Raw genomic sequence first — 16,508 nt, forward strand, 5'->3', positions numbered from 1 at the left:
GGGCGTGATCTCTGAGTGAGGGGCGCCGGCCCAGAGCCGGCGCCCCTCACTCAACGCCTTTTCTCAGCGGCTCCCCATCGCGGCGGCGAACGAATCGGGATCACCGTCGAAGCCACGGACAGCCTCGGTGAAGCCCCAGGACCCCGAGGAGTCCCGGACGAATTCCGCGACGACCGCGGCGGTGGAGCCGGCCACCGAGGAGAAGTCGTCCTCCGCCAGATTCGTGTAGCCCTCGCGGATCTGCACGCCCGTCTGTTCCACCTGGCCGAAGGTCTTGTGTCCGTCGCGCTGCTGGATGGCCACGCCGACCACGACCCTGGCATACGTGTCCGACAACCGGTCCAGTTCGAGCGTCATGACCTCGTCGAAGCCGAAACCCTGCCCCGTCCGGCTGTCCCGGTCCAGCGTGATCGTCCCGTCCGGTGACCTGCTGTCGAAGTGGACGAGATAGACGGGGTTGCCGTAAGGCGCTTCCGTCGAGTAGGTGGCGGCGATGATGTCCAGGTCGTTGTCGGGCTCACCGACTTCGCTGGGGTCCCACTTGACCCTCACTTCGACCTTCTCGATGTCCTTCTTGGGGGTGCTCACCGGACATGCCTCCTCGCTTCGGGACCGACGGACCGTTTACCCTCCTCAGATCATCTCCGTAACTGTCCGTGGATCCAACCGCGTTGGGGACATACATCGCATTCGGGCCAGCGGGGTGGCTGGAGTTGTGCCTGGCCGGTCCCCGGGCGGTCCTGAGCGTGACCCGCGCCGCGCCCGGCGCCGTAGGATGGCGCGGTGCTGGTCAAGTGGATTCGCTGCACCGTGGTGGACCGCCACGGTTTCGAGCGGGGGCAGCGGAAGTGGGCGGCGCTGCTCGGGGAGCCGGGATTCCGTAGTCAGAGCGGTGGGTGGAGCCGGGGGCAGCCCGAGGTCGCCCATGTGTTCGCGTTCTGGGAGAACCGGGTCTTCTACGACTCCTTCATGGCCCGGGGCCATGACCGGATGGCCGCCGCCCAGTCCGGCACGTACAAGGACATGCAGGTCAAGCTCTTCGAGTACCGCTTCGACGTGAAGACCGGCTTCGTGCCGGATTTCACCGACGCGGACGTGGTCAGGGTCGCGCACAGCCAGGTGTACGAGGACCGTGTCGACCACTTCTCACTCATGCAGCAACGGGTGTGGAACCCCGCCATGGCGGGATCACCCGGGATGCTGCGCGGAGTCTGCGGAGAGGCCCCGGGGCATGAGTTCCTGGTGCTGTCCATGTGGCAGTCGAGCTCCGAACGCGGCAAGTACCGGCCCGAGGGCGTCGCCCGGCTCTCGGCCCGGGCGGAGACCGAGAGGGATGTCGAATCGCTCACGGGAGACGTGGTGCAGCTCGAGCCCTCGTGGACAGTCTGACCCGCACCGCTGCGGCCGTCTCCTTGGTCACACAGACGCCCGATGGAGCCCGCACAGTTGCTGGAACGCGCCGGACGGCATCTAGGGTCGGTACATGGCACGACCGCAACGCATCGTTCTCGTCCGGCACGGTGAATCCGAGGGCAATGCCGACGACACGGTCTACGAACGCGAGCCCGACCACGCGCTCAGTCTCACGGCGAAGGGCCTGCGTCAGGCGCGGTCGACGGGCTCCCGGCTCCGTGGGATGTTCGGCGACGAGCACGTCAGCGTCTATGTCTCGCCCTACCGGCGCACCCACGAGACGCTGAGGGCCTTCGCCCTCGAAGCGGAGCACGTACGCGTCAGGGAGGAGCCCCGGCTGCGTGAGCAGGACTGGGGCAACTGGCAGGACCGTGACGACGTCAGGCTGCAGAAGGCTTACCGGGACGCGTACGGGCACTTCTTCTACCGCTTCGCGCAGGGTGAGTCCGGGGCCGATGTGTACGACCGGGTCGACGCCTTCCTGGAGAGCCTGCACCGAAGCTTCGATGCCCCCGACCACCCGCCGAACGTCCTGCTGGTCACCCACGGGCTGACCATGAGGCTCTTCTGCATGCGCTGGTTCCACTGGTCGGTGGCGGAGTTCGAGTCGCTGTCCAACCCTGGTAACGGCGAATCCAGGACGCTTCTGCTCGGTGCGGACGGCCGGTACACGCTCGACCGGCCCTTCGAACAGTGGCGTACCCCTGAGCCGTACGGCATCACCGGATAGAGTGGAAGGGCGATGACCGCTGACTCCGCTTCCGACCGTTTCGAACGCGCTCTGGGCAGCCTGCGTGGACTGTCCGTGGGAGATGCCCTCGGCTCCCAGTTCTTCGTCCCGGCCCAATACCCCCTGCTCAAGAACCGCGAGCTGCCGCCCGGCGACTGGCAGTGGACCGACGACACCGAGATGGCCTGCTCCGTGCTCGCCGTGCTGGCCGCGCACGACCGTATCGACCAGGACGCTCTCGCCCACTCCTTCGCCCTGCACCATGACTTCGACCGGGGCTACGGGCCCGCGGTCAACCGGCTGCTCAGGCTCGTGCGGGAGGGCGGCGACTGGCGTGAGCTGGCGTCCGGGCTCTTCCAGGGCCAGGGATCCTGGGGGAACGGTTCGGCGATGCGTATCGCACCGCTGGGCGCCTGGTACGCGCACGATCCGGAGCAGGCCACCCACCAGGCCGAGATCTCCTCGTACACCACCCATCAGCATCGTGAGGGCGTCGTGGGGGCCATGGCCGTCGCGGCGGCAGCGGCCCTCGCCGCGGCGCCGGGTGGCCCGCCGAAGCCGGAGGAGCTGATCGACGGCGTCGTCGCTCTCGTGCCGCGCAGCGCTGTCGGCGCGGGGCTGCGCAGGGCGCGCGACATGCTCGACTACGGGGACGCGGGAACGGTGGCCGCGGTGCTCGGCAACGGCCGCCGGACGAGCGCGCACGACACGGTGCCGTTCGCCCTCTGGTCGGCGGCGCGCAGCCTCGGCGACTTCGAAGAGGCCTTCTGGGCGACGGCACAGGCGGGCGGCGATGTCGACACCACCTGTGCCATCGTCGGTGGAATCGTCGCCGCGACGCAGGCCGGCGCCCCTCCGGCCGACTGGCTGGCGCGGACGGAAGAGCTGCCCGACTGGGTCCCTCCCGCCCCGGCGCGCCGCTGACCGTCCGCACAGGGAGGAGCCTGGCATGTCCACTGTCACGGTCCTGCCACAGCATCGGGCGAGGCAGATCGAAGAGGCCGGGTCCGCTTTACCCTTTCGGCCACGCCGCCCTCATGGATCTTGGTGGGCGTGCGCCTAGAGAAGCCGGGGCCTTCGTGCCGCGATGTGCCGTGCGAGCGGACCCCGGTCGGGGAGGGGTCCCATGTCCGATCGTTCGTCCGATGCTTCCGCCGCGTCCGATGCGCCTGCCGCGCCCGCCGCGGTCGGCCCGCCGAAGGCATCACCCGGGACGCATCCCGGGATGCCGCCCGGGACGGACGTCTGGAAGCGTCCCGGACGGCATGAGCCGATCGGCCTGCTGACGCAGCTGCGGCCTCCGCCCCCGCCCGGGATCGGTCCGGCGACGCTTGGAGCGGTCTTCGCCACGGCCCTGCTCAGCGCCCTGCTGCTCGCCGACGGTCTGGGGCCCAACCTGCTGATCGTGGCCGTACCCGCCACCTTGGGGGCATTCTTCGCCGCACGCTCGGCCGGACGCGTGCTGCGGCCCTGGACCGCCGTCTGGGCGGTCGGCGGTCTGGCGCTCCTGGCGGTCCCGGCGCTCCGGGACGCGGGGTGGCCGGTCTTCCTCGCCGTGGTGTCGGCCATCGCCCTCGGCTCGCTCGCCCTGCACGGGAGCCGCAGCTGGCCGGGTGTGTTCTTCGGATCGCTCGGGCTGTTCCCCTCGATCGCGGTCGGCGTGCGCTGGGGGTGGCGCGGGGTGCGCGACCGCGCGGGCGACTCCCGCGGCCGGATACGCACCGCGGTGCGCAGTGCGGCGGTGGCCGTCGTCCTGCTCGTCGTGTTCGGCGCCCTCTTCGCCTCGGCGGACGCGGCCTTCGCCGACCTGCTGGGCAGCCTCACCCCCGATGCGTCGGTCGGTGACAGCCCCTGGCGCCTGTTCCTCTTCGCCGTCGGCCTCGTCGGAGCACTCGCGGCCGCGTACGGCGCCGCGGCGCCGGTGCGCTGGGACCACATAGCCGTCCGGCCGGGCAGAGCCAGGAACAGGGCGGAGTGGGCCCTTCCGCTGATCGTGCTCAACCTGCTCTTCGCCGCTTTCGTCGCGCTCCAGCTCGTCGTTCTCCTCGGCGGGTACGACAAGGTGCTGAAGGAGACGGGGCTGACGCCCGCCGAGTACGCCAGGCAGGGCTTCTGGCAGCTCCTGTGGGCCACCGTGCTCATCCTGCTCGTCGTCGCCCTCGCCCTGCGCTGGGCCCCGCGGGGCGGGCCGCGCGACCGGACCCTGGTGCGGGGCGTTCTCGGCGCCCTGTGCGTCCTCACGCTGGTCGTCGTGGCCTCGGCGCTGCGCCGCATGGATCTCTACGTGGACGCCTTCGGGCTGACCCGGCTGCGGATATCCGTGGCCGCGGTGGAGCTCTGGCTCGGAGTGGTGCTGATACTCATCCTGGTGGCCGGCGTCCTCGGCGCCAGGCTGCTGCCGCGCGCCATCGCCGCGAGTGCGGCCGTCGGTGTGCTGGCCTTCGGGCTGATCTCGCCCGACGGGCTGATCGCCCAGCAGAACGTCGAGCGCTACCGCAGCGACCGCACGATCGACCTCGACTACCTCAAGGGGCTCTCGGCGGATGCCGTACCGGCCCTGGACAAGCTGCCGGAACCGCTGCGGTCCTGTGTCCTGGAGAGCTACCAGCGCGACCTCTCCCGCCTGGACACCCCGTGGTACTCGACCAGTTGGGGCGAAGTCCGGGCCAGGGACATCCTGGAGGAACATCCCGCCGACAGCGGCACGACCGACTGCTACAGCCTCGGGACGAAGTCCGACCGGCGAGGCGGACAGGGGGAGGAGCACTCCGGCGACGCGTACTGAGCGGCGCCGCTCCGCCGTCCCCGGGGCACGTCGAGTGCCTCGACGTGCCCCGGGGTGTTCTTGCCGTGCCCATCGGCGTAACCTGGCAGGCGCCATGCCGTACGAACCACCCACGCACACCGTCGAGCGCTCACTGCGCGCCACGTCCGGTGCCAGGACCGTCGCCGGTGTCGACGAGGTCGGACGCGGAGCGTGGGCCGGCCCCGTCACCGTGTGCGCGGCCGTCACCGGACTTCGCAGACCCCCTGAGGGCCTCACCGACTCGAAGCTGATCAGCCCCAAGCGCCGGGCGGAACTCGCCCCGATGCTCGAAAAGTGGGTCACGGCCTACGGGCTGGGCCACGCGTCACCCCTGGAGATCGACGACCTCGGCATGACCGCGGCACTCCGTCTCGCTGCCGTCAGGGCGCTCGCCGCGCTGCCGGTGCGACCGGACGCCGTGATCCTCGACGGCAAGCACGACTACCTCGGAACGCCCTGGAACGTCCGTACCGTGATCAAGGGTGACCAGTCCTGCATCGCCGTGGCCGCGGCCTCGGTGATCGCCAAGGTCCGCCGCGACACGATGATGGCCGAACTGGGCGCGGACACGGGGCAGTACGCAGACTTCGCCTTCGGCGCGAACGCCGGGTACCCGTCACCGGTGCACCGGGCCGCGCTGGAGGAGCGGGGGCCTACGCCGCACCACCGTCTCAGCTGGGCCTACCTCGACGCGCTGCCCAAGTGGCAGCACCTGAAGAAGGTCCGATTCTCCGCCGAGGCGGCGGCACTGGAAAGCGGGGGCCAGCTCGGCTTCGATTTCTGATCGCACTGGCGCACCCAGCCGCCGACGCGTTCGCGTCGGCCGTGAAAGACAACCATTCATGCCTCTCATCCCCGAGGAGCCTCAGATTCCCGAGAGCGCCCAGGGTCCCAGCGTCACTCCGGCCGCCGGCCGTACCGCGCCGACCCCTCGACCCGTACCCGGTCCGCGTTCCGCGGCCACCCCGCGTCCCGGAAACCCCGGCCGCGGCCCCGCGAGGCCCGCGCCCCCGGCGCCGCGCCCGCATTCCACGTCCGTATCTCCCTCGGCCTCGGCCGCTGCTCCGGCTCCCGCGGGACCGAAGCCGCCGCAGGAGCGTCCCGCGGCACAGTTCCAGCTGATTCCGGCTCCTGCGGGCGGCGCCGTCGACGCCGCCGACGAGGCGGTGGACCTGTTGCTCGACTCCGGGCGTGCGCCCGGCGACATCCTGGTGCTCACCACCGGCGAACAGCACGCCTGGGCCGCTCACGAGCTCTCCTTCGGAGAGACCGCGTACTGGGCGCAGCACGATGCGGGTGACGACGTCTTCTTCGCCCGTGCGGCGGACATCGGCCGCTGCGCGACCCGCTCCGTGGTGGTCGTCGCGGTCAACGGCGACCTCGACGACGCCGCTGCCGGCGCGCTGTCCGACGTGCGTGAGCGCGCCGGCGCGCTGCTGATCGTGTGCGGAGACCCGCAGAGGATCAACTCGGCTCTCGGCGCGGGAGTCTGAGCCGCACCGAGTCGTACGTCGTGGGTCCCGGCCGTCCGTGAGGGCGTCCGGGACCCACGTCCCGTCTCACCGGGCGGCGCTGCGCCGCAGTGCCTCGGCCGCCCCGCCACCCGAGCTCAGCGGAACGGGGTCGTGCTCGGCGGAGGTGTCCGCCAGGGCGGACGGTCTTGACAGCAGCGTGGGTCTGCGGCCGCCCCTGCCCTCGCCGAGGACCTGCCAGCCTCCGCGCGTCAGGGTGATGTAGGCCCCGCAGCGCAGACCGTGCAGTGTGCAGGCGTCCCGCAGGCCCCACATCCATGCCCCGTCCTCCTCGGTCCAGCGCTCGTCGCCCTCGCGGCAGTAGAGCAGGACGGCGGTGCGTACCGGGGTACGGCGGCGGAGATCATGAGGGATCACCCTGCGCAGATGTGCCAGCAGGGCGTTGCGGAACTCCCAGCCGTCCGTCGCCACGGCGGGCCGCCGGGCGAACGAGGCGCTGGCCGTGAGTCGTTCCTCATGATCGAGTACGGCGACGACAGCGGTGGCCGGAGTGGGTCGGTGCCGTGCGTGGAGGCCGCTGACGACCTCGCGCGGACTGCGTAGCAGGGGTATGCCCGCCGCGGCCCACTCGGCCGGTTCGAGCATTCTGGCGACGTGGTTGACGGAGTCCGCTGACGCCGAGAGTGAAGTGGCGGCGGACGGAGCGAATCCGAAGGTCACGGTCCTCCCTTCGCTACGCGCCCACGGTGCGGGCAGGGTCGGGTGAGGGCGCGCCGCGGCACAGCCCTTCCGGGCCCGCGAAGAGACCGTGCGGGGAGCGACTCCAATTCTTCCTGTCGTATCGGCAGGCGGCAACGAGCAATTGGCGCGGCTGACGGGTATCTGACGGAATGACACGGATATCCCTGCCCGTTCGGCGGCGAACGAAGCCGTTCGGGGGCCCGGCCTGCGAGGACCAGCGTAAACATCAAGCAGCGCACGGCGGATTCGCTGATTGTCGGTGCCATCGGGTTGCATGGGGGGCATGGACAACCTGGAGCTCCGCACCGAAGCCGATACCGTCCTCGCCGAGCTGGTCGGCGCCCCGGTGGGCGCGGCGCGGCTGCGGGAGGACCAGTGGCAGGCGGTGGCGGCCCTGGTCGAGGAGCGTCGCCGTGCGCTGGTGGTCCAGCGGACGGGGTGGGGGAAGTCGGCTGTGTACTTCGTGGCCACGGCCCTGCTTCGCCGGCGCGGCTCGGGCCCCACGGTGATCATCTCGCCGCTGCTGGCGCTGATGCGTAACCAGGTCGAGGCGGCGGCGAGGGCGGGGATCCAGGCGCGCACCATCAACTCGGCCAACCCGGAGGAGTGGGAAACGATCTACGGGGAGGTGGAGCGCGGTGAGACCGACGTCCTCCTCGTGAGCCCGGAGCGTCTCAATTCGGTCGATTTCCGCGATCAGGTGCTCCCGCGGCTTGCGGCCACGACCGGACTGCTGGTGGTCGACGAGGCGCACTGCATCTCCGACTGGGGACACGACTTCCGGCCCGACTACCGCCGGCTGCGGGCGATGCTGGCCGAGCTGCCCGCCGGTGTGCCCGTGCTGGCCACGACGGCGACAGCCAACGCGCGCGTGACGGCGGACGTGGCCGAGCAGCTGGGCACCGGCGCGGGTGAGGCGCTGGTGCTGCGCGGGCCGCTGGAGAGGGAGAGCCTGCGGCTCGGTGTGGTCCGGCTGCCCGATGCCGCGCACCGGCTGGCCTGGCTCGCCGAGCATCTGGGCGACCTGCAGGGCTCGGGGATCATCTACACCCTGACGGTCGCGGCGGCCGAGGAGGCCACCGCCTTCCTCCGCCAGCGCGGCTTCCGCGTGGCGTCGTACACGGGCAAGACGGAGAACGCCGACCGGCTGCAGGCCGAGGTCGACCTCCAGGAGAACCGCGTGAAGGCGCTGGTCGCCACGTCCGCGCTGGGCATGGGCTACGACAAGCCGGACCTGGGCTTCGTGGTGCACCTGGGCTCACCGTCCTCACCCATCGCCTATTACCAGCAGGTGGGGCGTGCGGGACGCGGGGTCGAGCACGCCGATGTGCTGCTGCTGCCGGGTAAGGAGGACGAGGCCATCTGGCGTTACTTCGCCGACACGGCGTTCCCGCCCGAGGCGCAGGTCCGCGACACCCTCTCGGCACTCGCCGGTGCGGGCCGGCCGCTGTCGGTGCCGGCTCTGGAGGCGGCGGTGGACCTTCGGCGCGGCCGGCTGGAGTCGATGCTGAAGGTGCTGGACGTCGACGGCGCGGTCAAGCGGGTGAAGGGTGGCTGGACGGCCACGGGAGCCGAGTGGGTCTACGAGGGGGAGCGCTACGCGTGGGTCGCCAAGCAGCGTGCGGCGGAGCAGCAGGCCATGCGCGACTACGCGAGCACGTCCGGGTGCCGGATGGAGTTCCTGCGTCAGCAGCTGGACGACGAGGGGGCGGCCCCGTGCGGCCGCTGTGACAACTGCGCGGGAGCCTGGGCCGACCCCTCCGTCTCCGCGGAGGGACTGACGGGAGCCGCGAAGGAGCTGGACCGCCCCGGGGTCGAGGTCGAGCCACGTCGTATGTGGCCGACGGGGATGCCCGCGCTGGGCATCGAGCTCAAGGGGCGCATCCCGGCCAAGGACCAGTGCTCCACGGGACGTGCGCTCGGGCGGCTCTCCGACATCGGCTGGGGGAACCGGCTGCGCCCGCTGCTGGCGGATAACGCGCCCGACGGGCCCGTCCCCGACGATGTCCTTCAGGCCGCGGTGTCGGTCCTCGCCGACTGGGCGCGCTCCCCGGGCGGCTGGGCGCCGAAGGCGGCGGACGCCACCGCCCGGCCGGTGGGAGTCGTCGCCGTGCCGTCCCTGACCCGCCCGCAGCTGGTCGATTCCCTTGCCCGGGGGATCGCGGCCACAGGCCGCCTCCCGTTCCTGGGCGCCCTGACGCACACCGGGCCGAACGGCACGCATGCGGCGCGTCGGAGTAACTCCGCACAGCGCCTCAAAGTGCTCTCCGGTGCCTTCACCGTCTCCGAGGAGCTGGCCGGCGCCCTGGCAGCCTCTCCCGGCCCCGTCCTGCTCGTGGACGACTGCACCGACTCCGGCTGGACTCTCGCCGTCGCCGCCCGCCTGCTCCGCCAAGCAGGCAGCGACCAGGTGCTCCCACTGGTGCTGGCCGCGGCGGGCTGATCGGCCGCTGGGCTTCAGGGGTTTCAATCACTGATTGAAATAATTCGGGATGAGTGCTCTCATGAGGGGCATGACCACTGATTCCACCCGGACCGCGCTGCTCGATGCGGCGGAGCGGCTCTTCCTCGCGAAGGGCTACGAGCAGGTGTCCGTCCGTGCGGTCAACGCGGCGGCCGGTATGAACCCGGCCGCGGTCAACTATCACTTCGGCACCAAGCAGGACTTGGTCGCGGCGCTGCTGCAGCGGCGCCTCGGCCCACTGTGGGCCGAGCCGCTCGTGGCGATGGAGCGGCGAACGGCCGAGGGCAGGCCACCACGCGTCGAGGAGCTGGCCGACGTGCTGGTGAGGCCGCTCGACGAGCTCACCCGGCAGCCGAGGGGCCGGATGCTGATGCATCTGCTCGCACGCCTCGTACTGCGCAGCCGTGAGCTGCCCTTCGACGCTCGCTGGTTCGGATCCGCTCCGTGGGGCGAGCTGCTGGAGGCCGCACGGCCCGAGCTGTCCGGGGGCGAGGCCGCCGATCGCTTGCGGATGACCTTCTACCTGCTGCTCCAGCTCTACGGCGAGCCGCTGGCCGATGACGCCGAGCTGGGCCGCGGCCGGCGACCGCCGGTGGCCACGGTCGTCTCTTTCGTCACAGCGGGGCTGAACGCCCGCACACCCTGAACCACCTGGAGAACACCGTCATGGGAACCATCGCTGTCACCGGAGCCGCCTCAGGCATGGGCGCATCCATCGCCGCACGCCTCACCGAAGAGGGACACCGCGTCATCGGTGTCGATCTGCGCGGCACCGAGGTGGAGGCCGACCTGGGCACCCCGGCGGGCCGCGCCGCCGCCGCAGCAGAGGTCACCCGCCTCGCCGACGGGCGGCTCGACGGCTTCGTGCCGTTCGCAGGGATCTCCGGCGGTGCCGGCCGCCCACCGAGCCTGCTGGTTTCCGTCAACTACTTCGGCGCCGTCGGCCTGTTGGAGGAGCTGCGCCCGGCGCTGGCCGCGGCGGGGGAGTCCTCCGTGGTGCTCGCCTCGTCCAACTCCACGACCACGCAGCCCGGCTGGGACCCGAAGCTGGCCGCCGCCTGCCTGGCGGGCGACGAGGACGCGGCACGGGCCTTCGCCGATTCGCTGGACGACAGCGGTGGCGTGCTCACCTACCCGGCCACCAAGGCGGCCGTCGCCCATTACACGCGCACCCGCGCCGCCGACTACATCGCCGACGGCATCCGCCTCAACGCGATCGCGCCCGGCTTCATCGACACCCCGATGACCCAGGCCTCCCGCAAGGATCCGCAGACCGCCGCCGGGATCGAGGCGTTCCTCGCGTCCATCCCCGCGGGCCGGGCGGGCCGCCCTGACGAGGTCGCCGAGCTGGTGCTCTTCCTGCTGTCCGCCCGATCCGGTTACTGCGTGGGCACCTTGATGTACTGCGACGGAGGTCTGGACGCCCAGCTGCGCGGCCTGGACTGGCCCAAGGTGCGGACGCCGAACGTCTGAGAGGGGGCTCATACCCCCATGTAACCCGACGCCTACGGCACACCGCGAGCAGCGGGCCGCACCTGTGGACAAGTTATCCACAGGGGGTCGCGGAAATCGGCGGAGCGCGGGACGGTCGTGCCATGAACAAGCACGACGAAAACGCCGGACCGTCCGGGGCGCAGCAGGTCACCCTGCGCGGTCCCGCCGAACTTGCCGACGCCCTTCCGTACCTGATGGGCTTTCATCCGAACGACAGCGTGGTCATGGTGGCGCTGCACGGTGGCCGGGGCCGCTTCGGCGGCCGGCTCAGGCTGGGCATTCCGCCCGAGCCGCAGGAGTGGGCGCCCGTCGCCGACCAGTTGGCACGATCTCTGATCGCCGGAAGCGAGAGGCGCGAATCCAGGCCTGACGCGATCCTGGTCTTCCTCTGCCAGGACCCGGCCGAGGGGGAGAGCGCTCCGCAGACCATGGAGCGGCTGAGGCCGCTCGCACAGCGCTTGCGCACGGCCTGCGGGGCGCTCGACGTCCCGGTGCTCGAAGCCCTCTGCATCTCCGACGGCCGCTACTGGTCCTACTGCTGCCCGGACGACCGCTGCTGTCCGCCCGAAGGCAGCCCGCTGGCACTCCCGGGCACCACGGTGATGGCGGCCGCCGCCGCGTACGCCGGTGTCCAGGTGCGTGGGTCGCTGCGGGACATGGAGGCGCGGCTCCTGCCGTGGGAACGGGCTGCCGCACAGGAGCAGGAGCGGGCTCTGGACTCGGCGGGTGCCGTCCTGGTGTCGCGCATCCTCGACGTCGGCGGGCGCGCTGAGGTGGCGGGAGAGACTCTGGCGCTCGCGCGTGGCCTCATGCGGCGCCTGGGGGACGCATCGGCCTCCGGATCCGCCGGGACGGACAGCGGTGACGACGGCCTGATCGCGCCCGACGAGGCGGCGGCTGTGATTCTGGGCCTCCAGGACCGCGAGACCAGGGACCGGGCCGCCGAGTGGATGGAGGGCCCGGAGGCCGGGACCGCGCTGCGCCTGTGGCGTTCCCTCGCCCGCCGGTGCGTCGGCGCGTACGTGGAACACGCCGCAGCGCCGCTCACGCTGGCCGGCTGGGTCTCGTGGTCCACGGGTGACGAAGCGGGCGCCAGAGTGGCGCTCGGGCTCGCCCTGCGCGCCGACCCCGACTACACGTTCGCCCAGCTGCTGCACCAGGCGTGCAACCAGGGTCTGGACCCGGAAACGCTGCGCAGCTGCCTCCGCGGGGAGCGCACGCTGCGTGACGGCGAGAGCGACAGTACCCCTCAGGAACACGAAGAGCGTCGAGCGGACCGACGGACCGCGCCACGGCCCCCGCGCGCGCCGGCTGCACGGCGCAGGCGGAAGGCGGCGCAGCGGCCGTCGCCCGACGCCGCTCCCCGGCCTGGACCTGCCGTGAGTCGGGGCCGGGCCCGTGACACACGACGGCTGGGGCACCGTGGCGCCAGGAGCCGCGACTGACCGGCCGTGCCCCGGCGTGGAACCGGTGTTGCGAAGGGTGTGTTTATCGTCAGGAAGACGACTATGATTTCGGCATGCCGCGCTACGACCCGTCGACCTTCCCGCCCTTCGCTGTCACCGTCGACCTGGTTGTCCTCACGGTGCGACGTCACGCCCTCTGCGCGCTGGTGGTACGCCGTGGCGAATCGCCGTTCCAGGGGCGCTGGGCACTGCCCGGTGGATTCGTCAGGGCCGATGAGGACCTCGGAGCGGCCGCAGCGCGTGAACTCGTCGAGGAGACCGGGCTCTGCGCACACGACCCTTCGACCCCCGCCGTCGGAAACGGGGCCCATCTCGAACAGCTCGCCACCTACGGAGACCCGGGCCGCGACCCCCGGATGCGGGTCGTCAGCGTCGCTCACCTCGCGCTGGCGCCCGACCTTCCGGCGCCCCGCGCGGGCGGCGACGCGAACAGCGCCCGCTGGGCGTCGGTCGAGGACCTGCTCGGACCGGGGGGCAGCTTCGTTCGCGACGGAGAGCAGGCCGCGCCATTGGCCTTCGATCACGCGAGGATCCTCGACGACGGGGTGGAGCGGGCCCGCTCGAAGATCGAATACTCCTCGCTCGCCACGGCTTTCTGTCCGCCGGAGTTCACGGTCGGCGAGCTGCGCAGGGTGTACGAGGCGGTGTGGGGCGTGGTCCTGGATCCCCGGAACTTCCACCGCAAGGTCACGGGCACGCCCGGCTTCCTCGTGCCGTCCGGAGGGACGACCACGCGGCAGGGAGGCCGACCCGCGCAGCTGTTCAGGGCCGGTGCGGCGACCGTGCTCAACCCCCCGATGCTGAGGCCGGAGGTCTGACCCGAGCCCGCCGGGCTGGGCGGCGTCGTACGCACCTGCGGAACGCCCATAGATCCACCGATGCACAAAAAGTCTGAAATGTCGCGTTATCTTGCTGGGGTACCCCACCCTGCCGCCGAGCGGTCTCACCCTCAGCGAGAGAAGCGATGCTCCAGGCCATCGGACTCACCACCACCCCCCGCCGCGACGGTCCGCCCGTCGTGGACGACCTGACCTTCGAAGCGCCGCCCGGCAGCGTCACCGCGCTGCTCGGCGCTCCCGGCTCCGGCAAGACCACTGCCCTTCGTCTGATGCTCGAGCTCGAAGCGGGCAGAGGCGTCACCTATTTCAGGGGCCGCCCCCTGCACCGCATCGGCCACCCGGCCCGCGAGGTCGGGGTGCTGCTCGGCGATGTGCCGGGGCACCCGGCGCGCACCGCCCGTGGTCAGCTCCGCATGCTCTGCGCCGCAGCCGGGGTCCCCGCGTCCCGGGCCGACGAGCTGCTCGAGGTCGTCGGCCTCGCGGGGCTGGGGGACCAGCGCATCGGAACCCTCTCGGCGGGCATGGACCGACGGCTCGGCCTCGCCTCGGCGCTGCTCGGTGACCCCCACACGCTCGTACTCGACGAGCCGACCGAGGGGCTCTCGCCGCGTGAGAGGAGCTGGCTCCACGGTCTGCTCCGCGCGCACGCGGCCGAGGGCGGCACGGTCCTGCACACGACGAGCGACCCCAAGGAGGCCGCTCGCGCGGCAGACCGTGTGGTCACCATCGACGAGGGGCGCCTCGTCGCGGACCAGGACGTCGCGGACTTCTCCCGTACCCGCTTGCGGCCACGGGTCGCCGTGCGGACCCCGCACGCGGCCCGGCTGGCCGCGGTGGTCAGCCGTGAGGCCCGCGCCGCCCAGCGCTCCGTCGAGGTGGTCGCCGAGGACGGCAGCCGGCTGTCGGTGTACGGCAGCAGCTGCGCGGAGATCGGGGACACGGCGTACCGCCATGGCCTCCCCGTCCATCAACTCGCGGACGAGACCGGGGACGCCGGCCCGGTGGCCGCTCCGGGCAGGGGTCCGGCGGATGGGCCGGTGCGAGCCGTCCTGCCGGGCCCCGCCTCGGCCGTGGCGATCTCCGAGCTGCCCCCGCCGATCTCCGTACGGCCCGCCCGCGGTCCGCTCCGGCCCCTGCGCTACGAACTGCGCCGCCTCTTCGGTGTCAGGACAACGACCCTGATCATGGCGGCCGTTCTGGTTGTCTCGCCGGCTCTGTCCGTGCTGCTGGCCCGCTCCGGAGGGACTCCGCTGCCGCATCTGCTGGTCGCCTGGCCGGACCTGCTGCCGCTTCCCCCCGCCGCGTTCGCCGCCGGGCTGCTGGGAGCCCTCTCCTTCGGCGACGAGTTCCGCTACCCGGCGCTCGCCGCGGGGCGGGGGACGGTCCCTCGCCGCCTCGGCCTCCTGCTCGCCAAGCTGGTGGTCTCGGCGGGCGTCGCGTTGCTGCTCGCCCTGTTCTCCGTGCTGGCGGGCGCATGGGCCCTGCGCCTCGTGTACGGCGGTGACTTGGTGACGGCCCCGACGAACGGGCCGCAGCTCGCGGTGAGTTGGGTGGGCCTGTCGGTCGGGTGCGCCTGGGCGGGACTGCTGGGGGCCGGAGTGTTCAGGCTGGCCGTCGCCGGAGTGGCGGCCGTACTGGCGGTTCCGGTTCTCGTCGTACCGCTCATGCAGAAGCTTCTCGCGGGTCCGTCCGCCCGTTCGATCACCGGACTGCCGGGCCGACTGCGTGAACTGGGCGGTGCGCAGTGGCCGTACGAGACAGACCGCTGGGCCATGGCCGCCGTGCGGGTCGTGGCCCAGCCGGTGGGGCTGGCGCTTTCCTTGTCGTTGTCTGCCCTGATCTGCGCCTATGTGTTCACCAGCCTTCGCGGGAGAGCCCGTTGGTGATCATGTGGCCTCTTGCTCGACGGCCAGGGCCGGGCAACTCTCTTGAAAAGACATGATTTCTACCGATAACGCGTCAATTGAGGGGTGGGTGCCGATCACCCTTTCGTGTGCTTTTCAGCAAAGACCTCAAGGGTCGGGTGAGCGGCGCCGACAAAGGATGCGTGAGTACCCTTGCGCACACCATGATGACCGCCGCCCGCTCCGCCGACTCCGGCCTCGCCGGTCCGGGCGAACTCGACCGCTACCCGTACACGGAGGCGCCGGCCGGCGAGCGCGCCGCACTCCGTTCCTGGGGTGGTGCCGAATCCGAACTGGGGCGGGCGAGCCGACGCGGCACGGCCAGTCGTGGCCGTGGACTTCACGGCCAACTGGTCCAGCAGCTCGGCCAGATGATCGTTTCCGGTGACCTCGGTGCCGACCGTCCGCTCGTCCCTGAGGAGATCGGACAGCGATTCGAGGTCTCCCGCACCGTTGTGAGGGAGTCCCTGCGCGTTCTCGAAGCCAAGGGCCTGGTCAGCGCCCGGCCCAACGTGGGCACCCGGGTCCGTCCGGTGAGCGACTGGAATCTGCTGGATCCCGACATCATCGAATGGCGTGCCTTCGGCCCGCAGCGTGACGACCAGCGCCGCGAGCTGGACGACCTCCGGTGGACCATCGAGCCGCTCGCCGCCCGACTGGCCGCAGGCCATGGGCGTGATGACATTCAGCAGCGCCTCGGCGACATGATCGAGATCATGGGGCACGCGATGGGGCAGGGGGACGCCGTCACGTTCTCCCGGGCCGATGCGGAGTTCCACGCCCTGCTGATCCAGGCGGCGGGCAACCGCATGCTCGAACACCTCTCGGGCATCGTGTCGGCCGCCCTGCATGTCTCCGGAGGTCCCGTCACCGGCTGTGACCGGCCCGCCGAGGCGTCCCTCGGGCATCATGCGCGGATCGTGGAGGCCCTCGCGTCGGGCGATTCCGCCGGTGCCGAGGCCGCGATGCGGCAGTTGCTGGTCGGCCACAGCGACGGCGAGCGGGTGGTTCCCGCGCCTCGCGAGCACTGAACGCAGCAGGCCGGGGTATGCGGACCGTGTGCCGCCGGACCTTCGCGGTTCGGCGGCGTGTTTATACGGAGATGTGACCTCTGGTGCTGTTTGTCGCGAATGAGGTGTGACTGGGGCCACGTGGATTGGGCGTAACACTCCTCGAAAC

15 protein-coding genes are annotated in these 16,508 nt (G+C 71.5%); 13 read left to right on the forward strand and 2 right to left on the reverse strand.

Annotation, left to right across the window (positions count from 1 at the left end; genetic code table 11):
- Positions 1-63 precede the first annotated feature (63 nt).
- Positions 64-588, reverse strand: a complete 525-nt coding sequence (locus AB0C75_RS09600; protein ID WP_362888746.1) for a TerD family protein — start codon at positions 586-588, stop codon at positions 64-66.
- Between the two features lie 195 nt (positions 589-783).
- On the opposite strand from AB0C75_RS09600, the gene AB0C75_RS09605 reads away from it, so the two are divergent.
- From AB0C75_RS09605 to AB0C75_RS09630, 6 genes are all read left to right on the forward strand, one after another.
- Entirely contained in the window at positions 784-1,389 is a 606-nt protein-coding gene (locus AB0C75_RS09605; RefSeq protein WP_362888749.1) for a YdbC family protein, read from the forward strand.
- Positions 1,390-1,483: 94 nt separating this feature from the next.
- Positions 1,484-2,143, forward strand: a complete 660-nt coding sequence (locus AB0C75_RS09610) for a histidine phosphatase family protein (protein ID WP_362888751.1) — start codon at positions 1,484-1,486, stop codon at positions 2,141-2,143.
- 12 nt (positions 2,144-2,155) lie between these two features.
- Positions 2,156-3,067: an ADP-ribosylglycohydrolase family protein gene (locus AB0C75_RS09615; RefSeq protein WP_362888753.1), complete on the forward strand. Its 912-nt coding sequence runs from the start codon at positions 2,156-2,158 to the stop codon at positions 3,065-3,067.
- Positions 3,068-3,269: 202 nt separating this feature from the next.
- A complete protein-coding gene (locus AB0C75_RS09620; RefSeq protein WP_362888755.1) occupies positions 3,270-4,928 on the forward strand; it encodes a DUF4173 domain-containing protein in 1,659 nt (552 codons plus the stop codon).
- A 94-nt stretch (positions 4,929-5,022) separates the two neighbouring features.
- Positions 5,023-5,733 (forward strand): ribonuclease HII, encoded by a 711-nt coding sequence (locus tag AB0C75_RS09625; RefSeq protein ID WP_362888757.1) that lies wholly within the window; start codon positions 5,023-5,025, stop codon positions 5,731-5,733.
- Between the two features lie 58 nt (positions 5,734-5,791).
- On the forward strand, positions 5,792-6,442 hold the full coding sequence (locus tag AB0C75_RS09630; RefSeq protein ID WP_362888759.1) for a hypothetical protein: 651 nt from the start codon (positions 5,792-5,794) through the stop codon (positions 6,440-6,442).
- 66 nt (positions 6,443-6,508) lie between these two features.
- On the opposite strand, the gene AB0C75_RS09635 is transcribed toward AB0C75_RS09630, so the two are convergent.
- Positions 6,509-7,141: a hypothetical protein gene (locus tag AB0C75_RS09635; RefSeq protein WP_362888761.1), complete on the reverse strand. Its 633-nt coding sequence runs from the start codon at positions 7,139-7,141 to the stop codon at positions 6,509-6,511.
- Between the two features lie 304 nt (positions 7,142-7,445).
- On the opposite strand from AB0C75_RS09635, the gene AB0C75_RS09640 reads away from it, so the two are divergent.
- From AB0C75_RS09640 to AB0C75_RS09670, 7 genes are all read left to right on the forward strand, one after another.
- Positions 7,446-9,605: a RecQ family ATP-dependent DNA helicase gene (locus AB0C75_RS09640; RefSeq protein WP_362888764.1), complete on the forward strand. Its 2,160-nt coding sequence runs from the start codon at positions 7,446-7,448 to the stop codon at positions 9,603-9,605.
- 70 nt (positions 9,606-9,675) lie between these two features.
- Positions 9,676-10,272 (forward strand): helix-turn-helix domain-containing protein, encoded by a 597-nt coding sequence (locus AB0C75_RS09645; protein WP_362888766.1) that lies wholly within the window; start codon positions 9,676-9,678, stop codon positions 10,270-10,272.
- 20 nt (positions 10,273-10,292) lie between these two features.
- Entirely contained in the window at positions 10,293-11,099 is an 807-nt protein-coding gene (locus tag AB0C75_RS09650; RefSeq protein ID WP_362888768.1) for an SDR family oxidoreductase, read from the forward strand.
- A gap of 122 nt (positions 11,100-11,221) precedes the next feature.
- Positions 11,222-12,565, forward strand: coding sequence for a DUF4192 domain-containing protein (locus AB0C75_RS09655; RefSeq protein ID WP_362888770.1), 1,344 nt, complete (start codon positions 11,222-11,224; stop codon positions 12,563-12,565).
- 74 nt (positions 12,566-12,639) lie between these two features.
- Positions 12,640-13,404 (forward strand): NUDIX domain-containing protein, encoded by a 765-nt coding sequence (locus AB0C75_RS09660; RefSeq protein ID WP_362888772.1) that lies wholly within the window; start codon positions 12,640-12,642, stop codon positions 13,402-13,404.
- Between the two features lie 146 nt (positions 13,405-13,550).
- A complete protein-coding gene (locus AB0C75_RS09665) occupies positions 13,551-15,311 on the forward strand; it encodes an ATP-binding cassette domain-containing protein (RefSeq protein ID WP_362888774.1) in 1,761 nt (586 codons plus the stop codon).
- A 182-nt stretch (positions 15,312-15,493) separates the two neighbouring features.
- On the forward strand, positions 15,494-16,360 hold the full coding sequence (locus AB0C75_RS09670) for a FadR/GntR family transcriptional regulator (protein WP_362889161.1): 867 nt from the start codon (positions 15,494-15,496) through the stop codon (positions 16,358-16,360).
- Positions 16,361-16,508 lie beyond the last annotated feature (148 nt).

The organism is Streptomyces sp. NPDC048565 (assembly GCF_040650935.1).
Classification (GTDB): domain Bacteria; phylum Actinomycetota; class Actinomycetes; order Streptomycetales; family Streptomycetaceae; genus Streptomyces.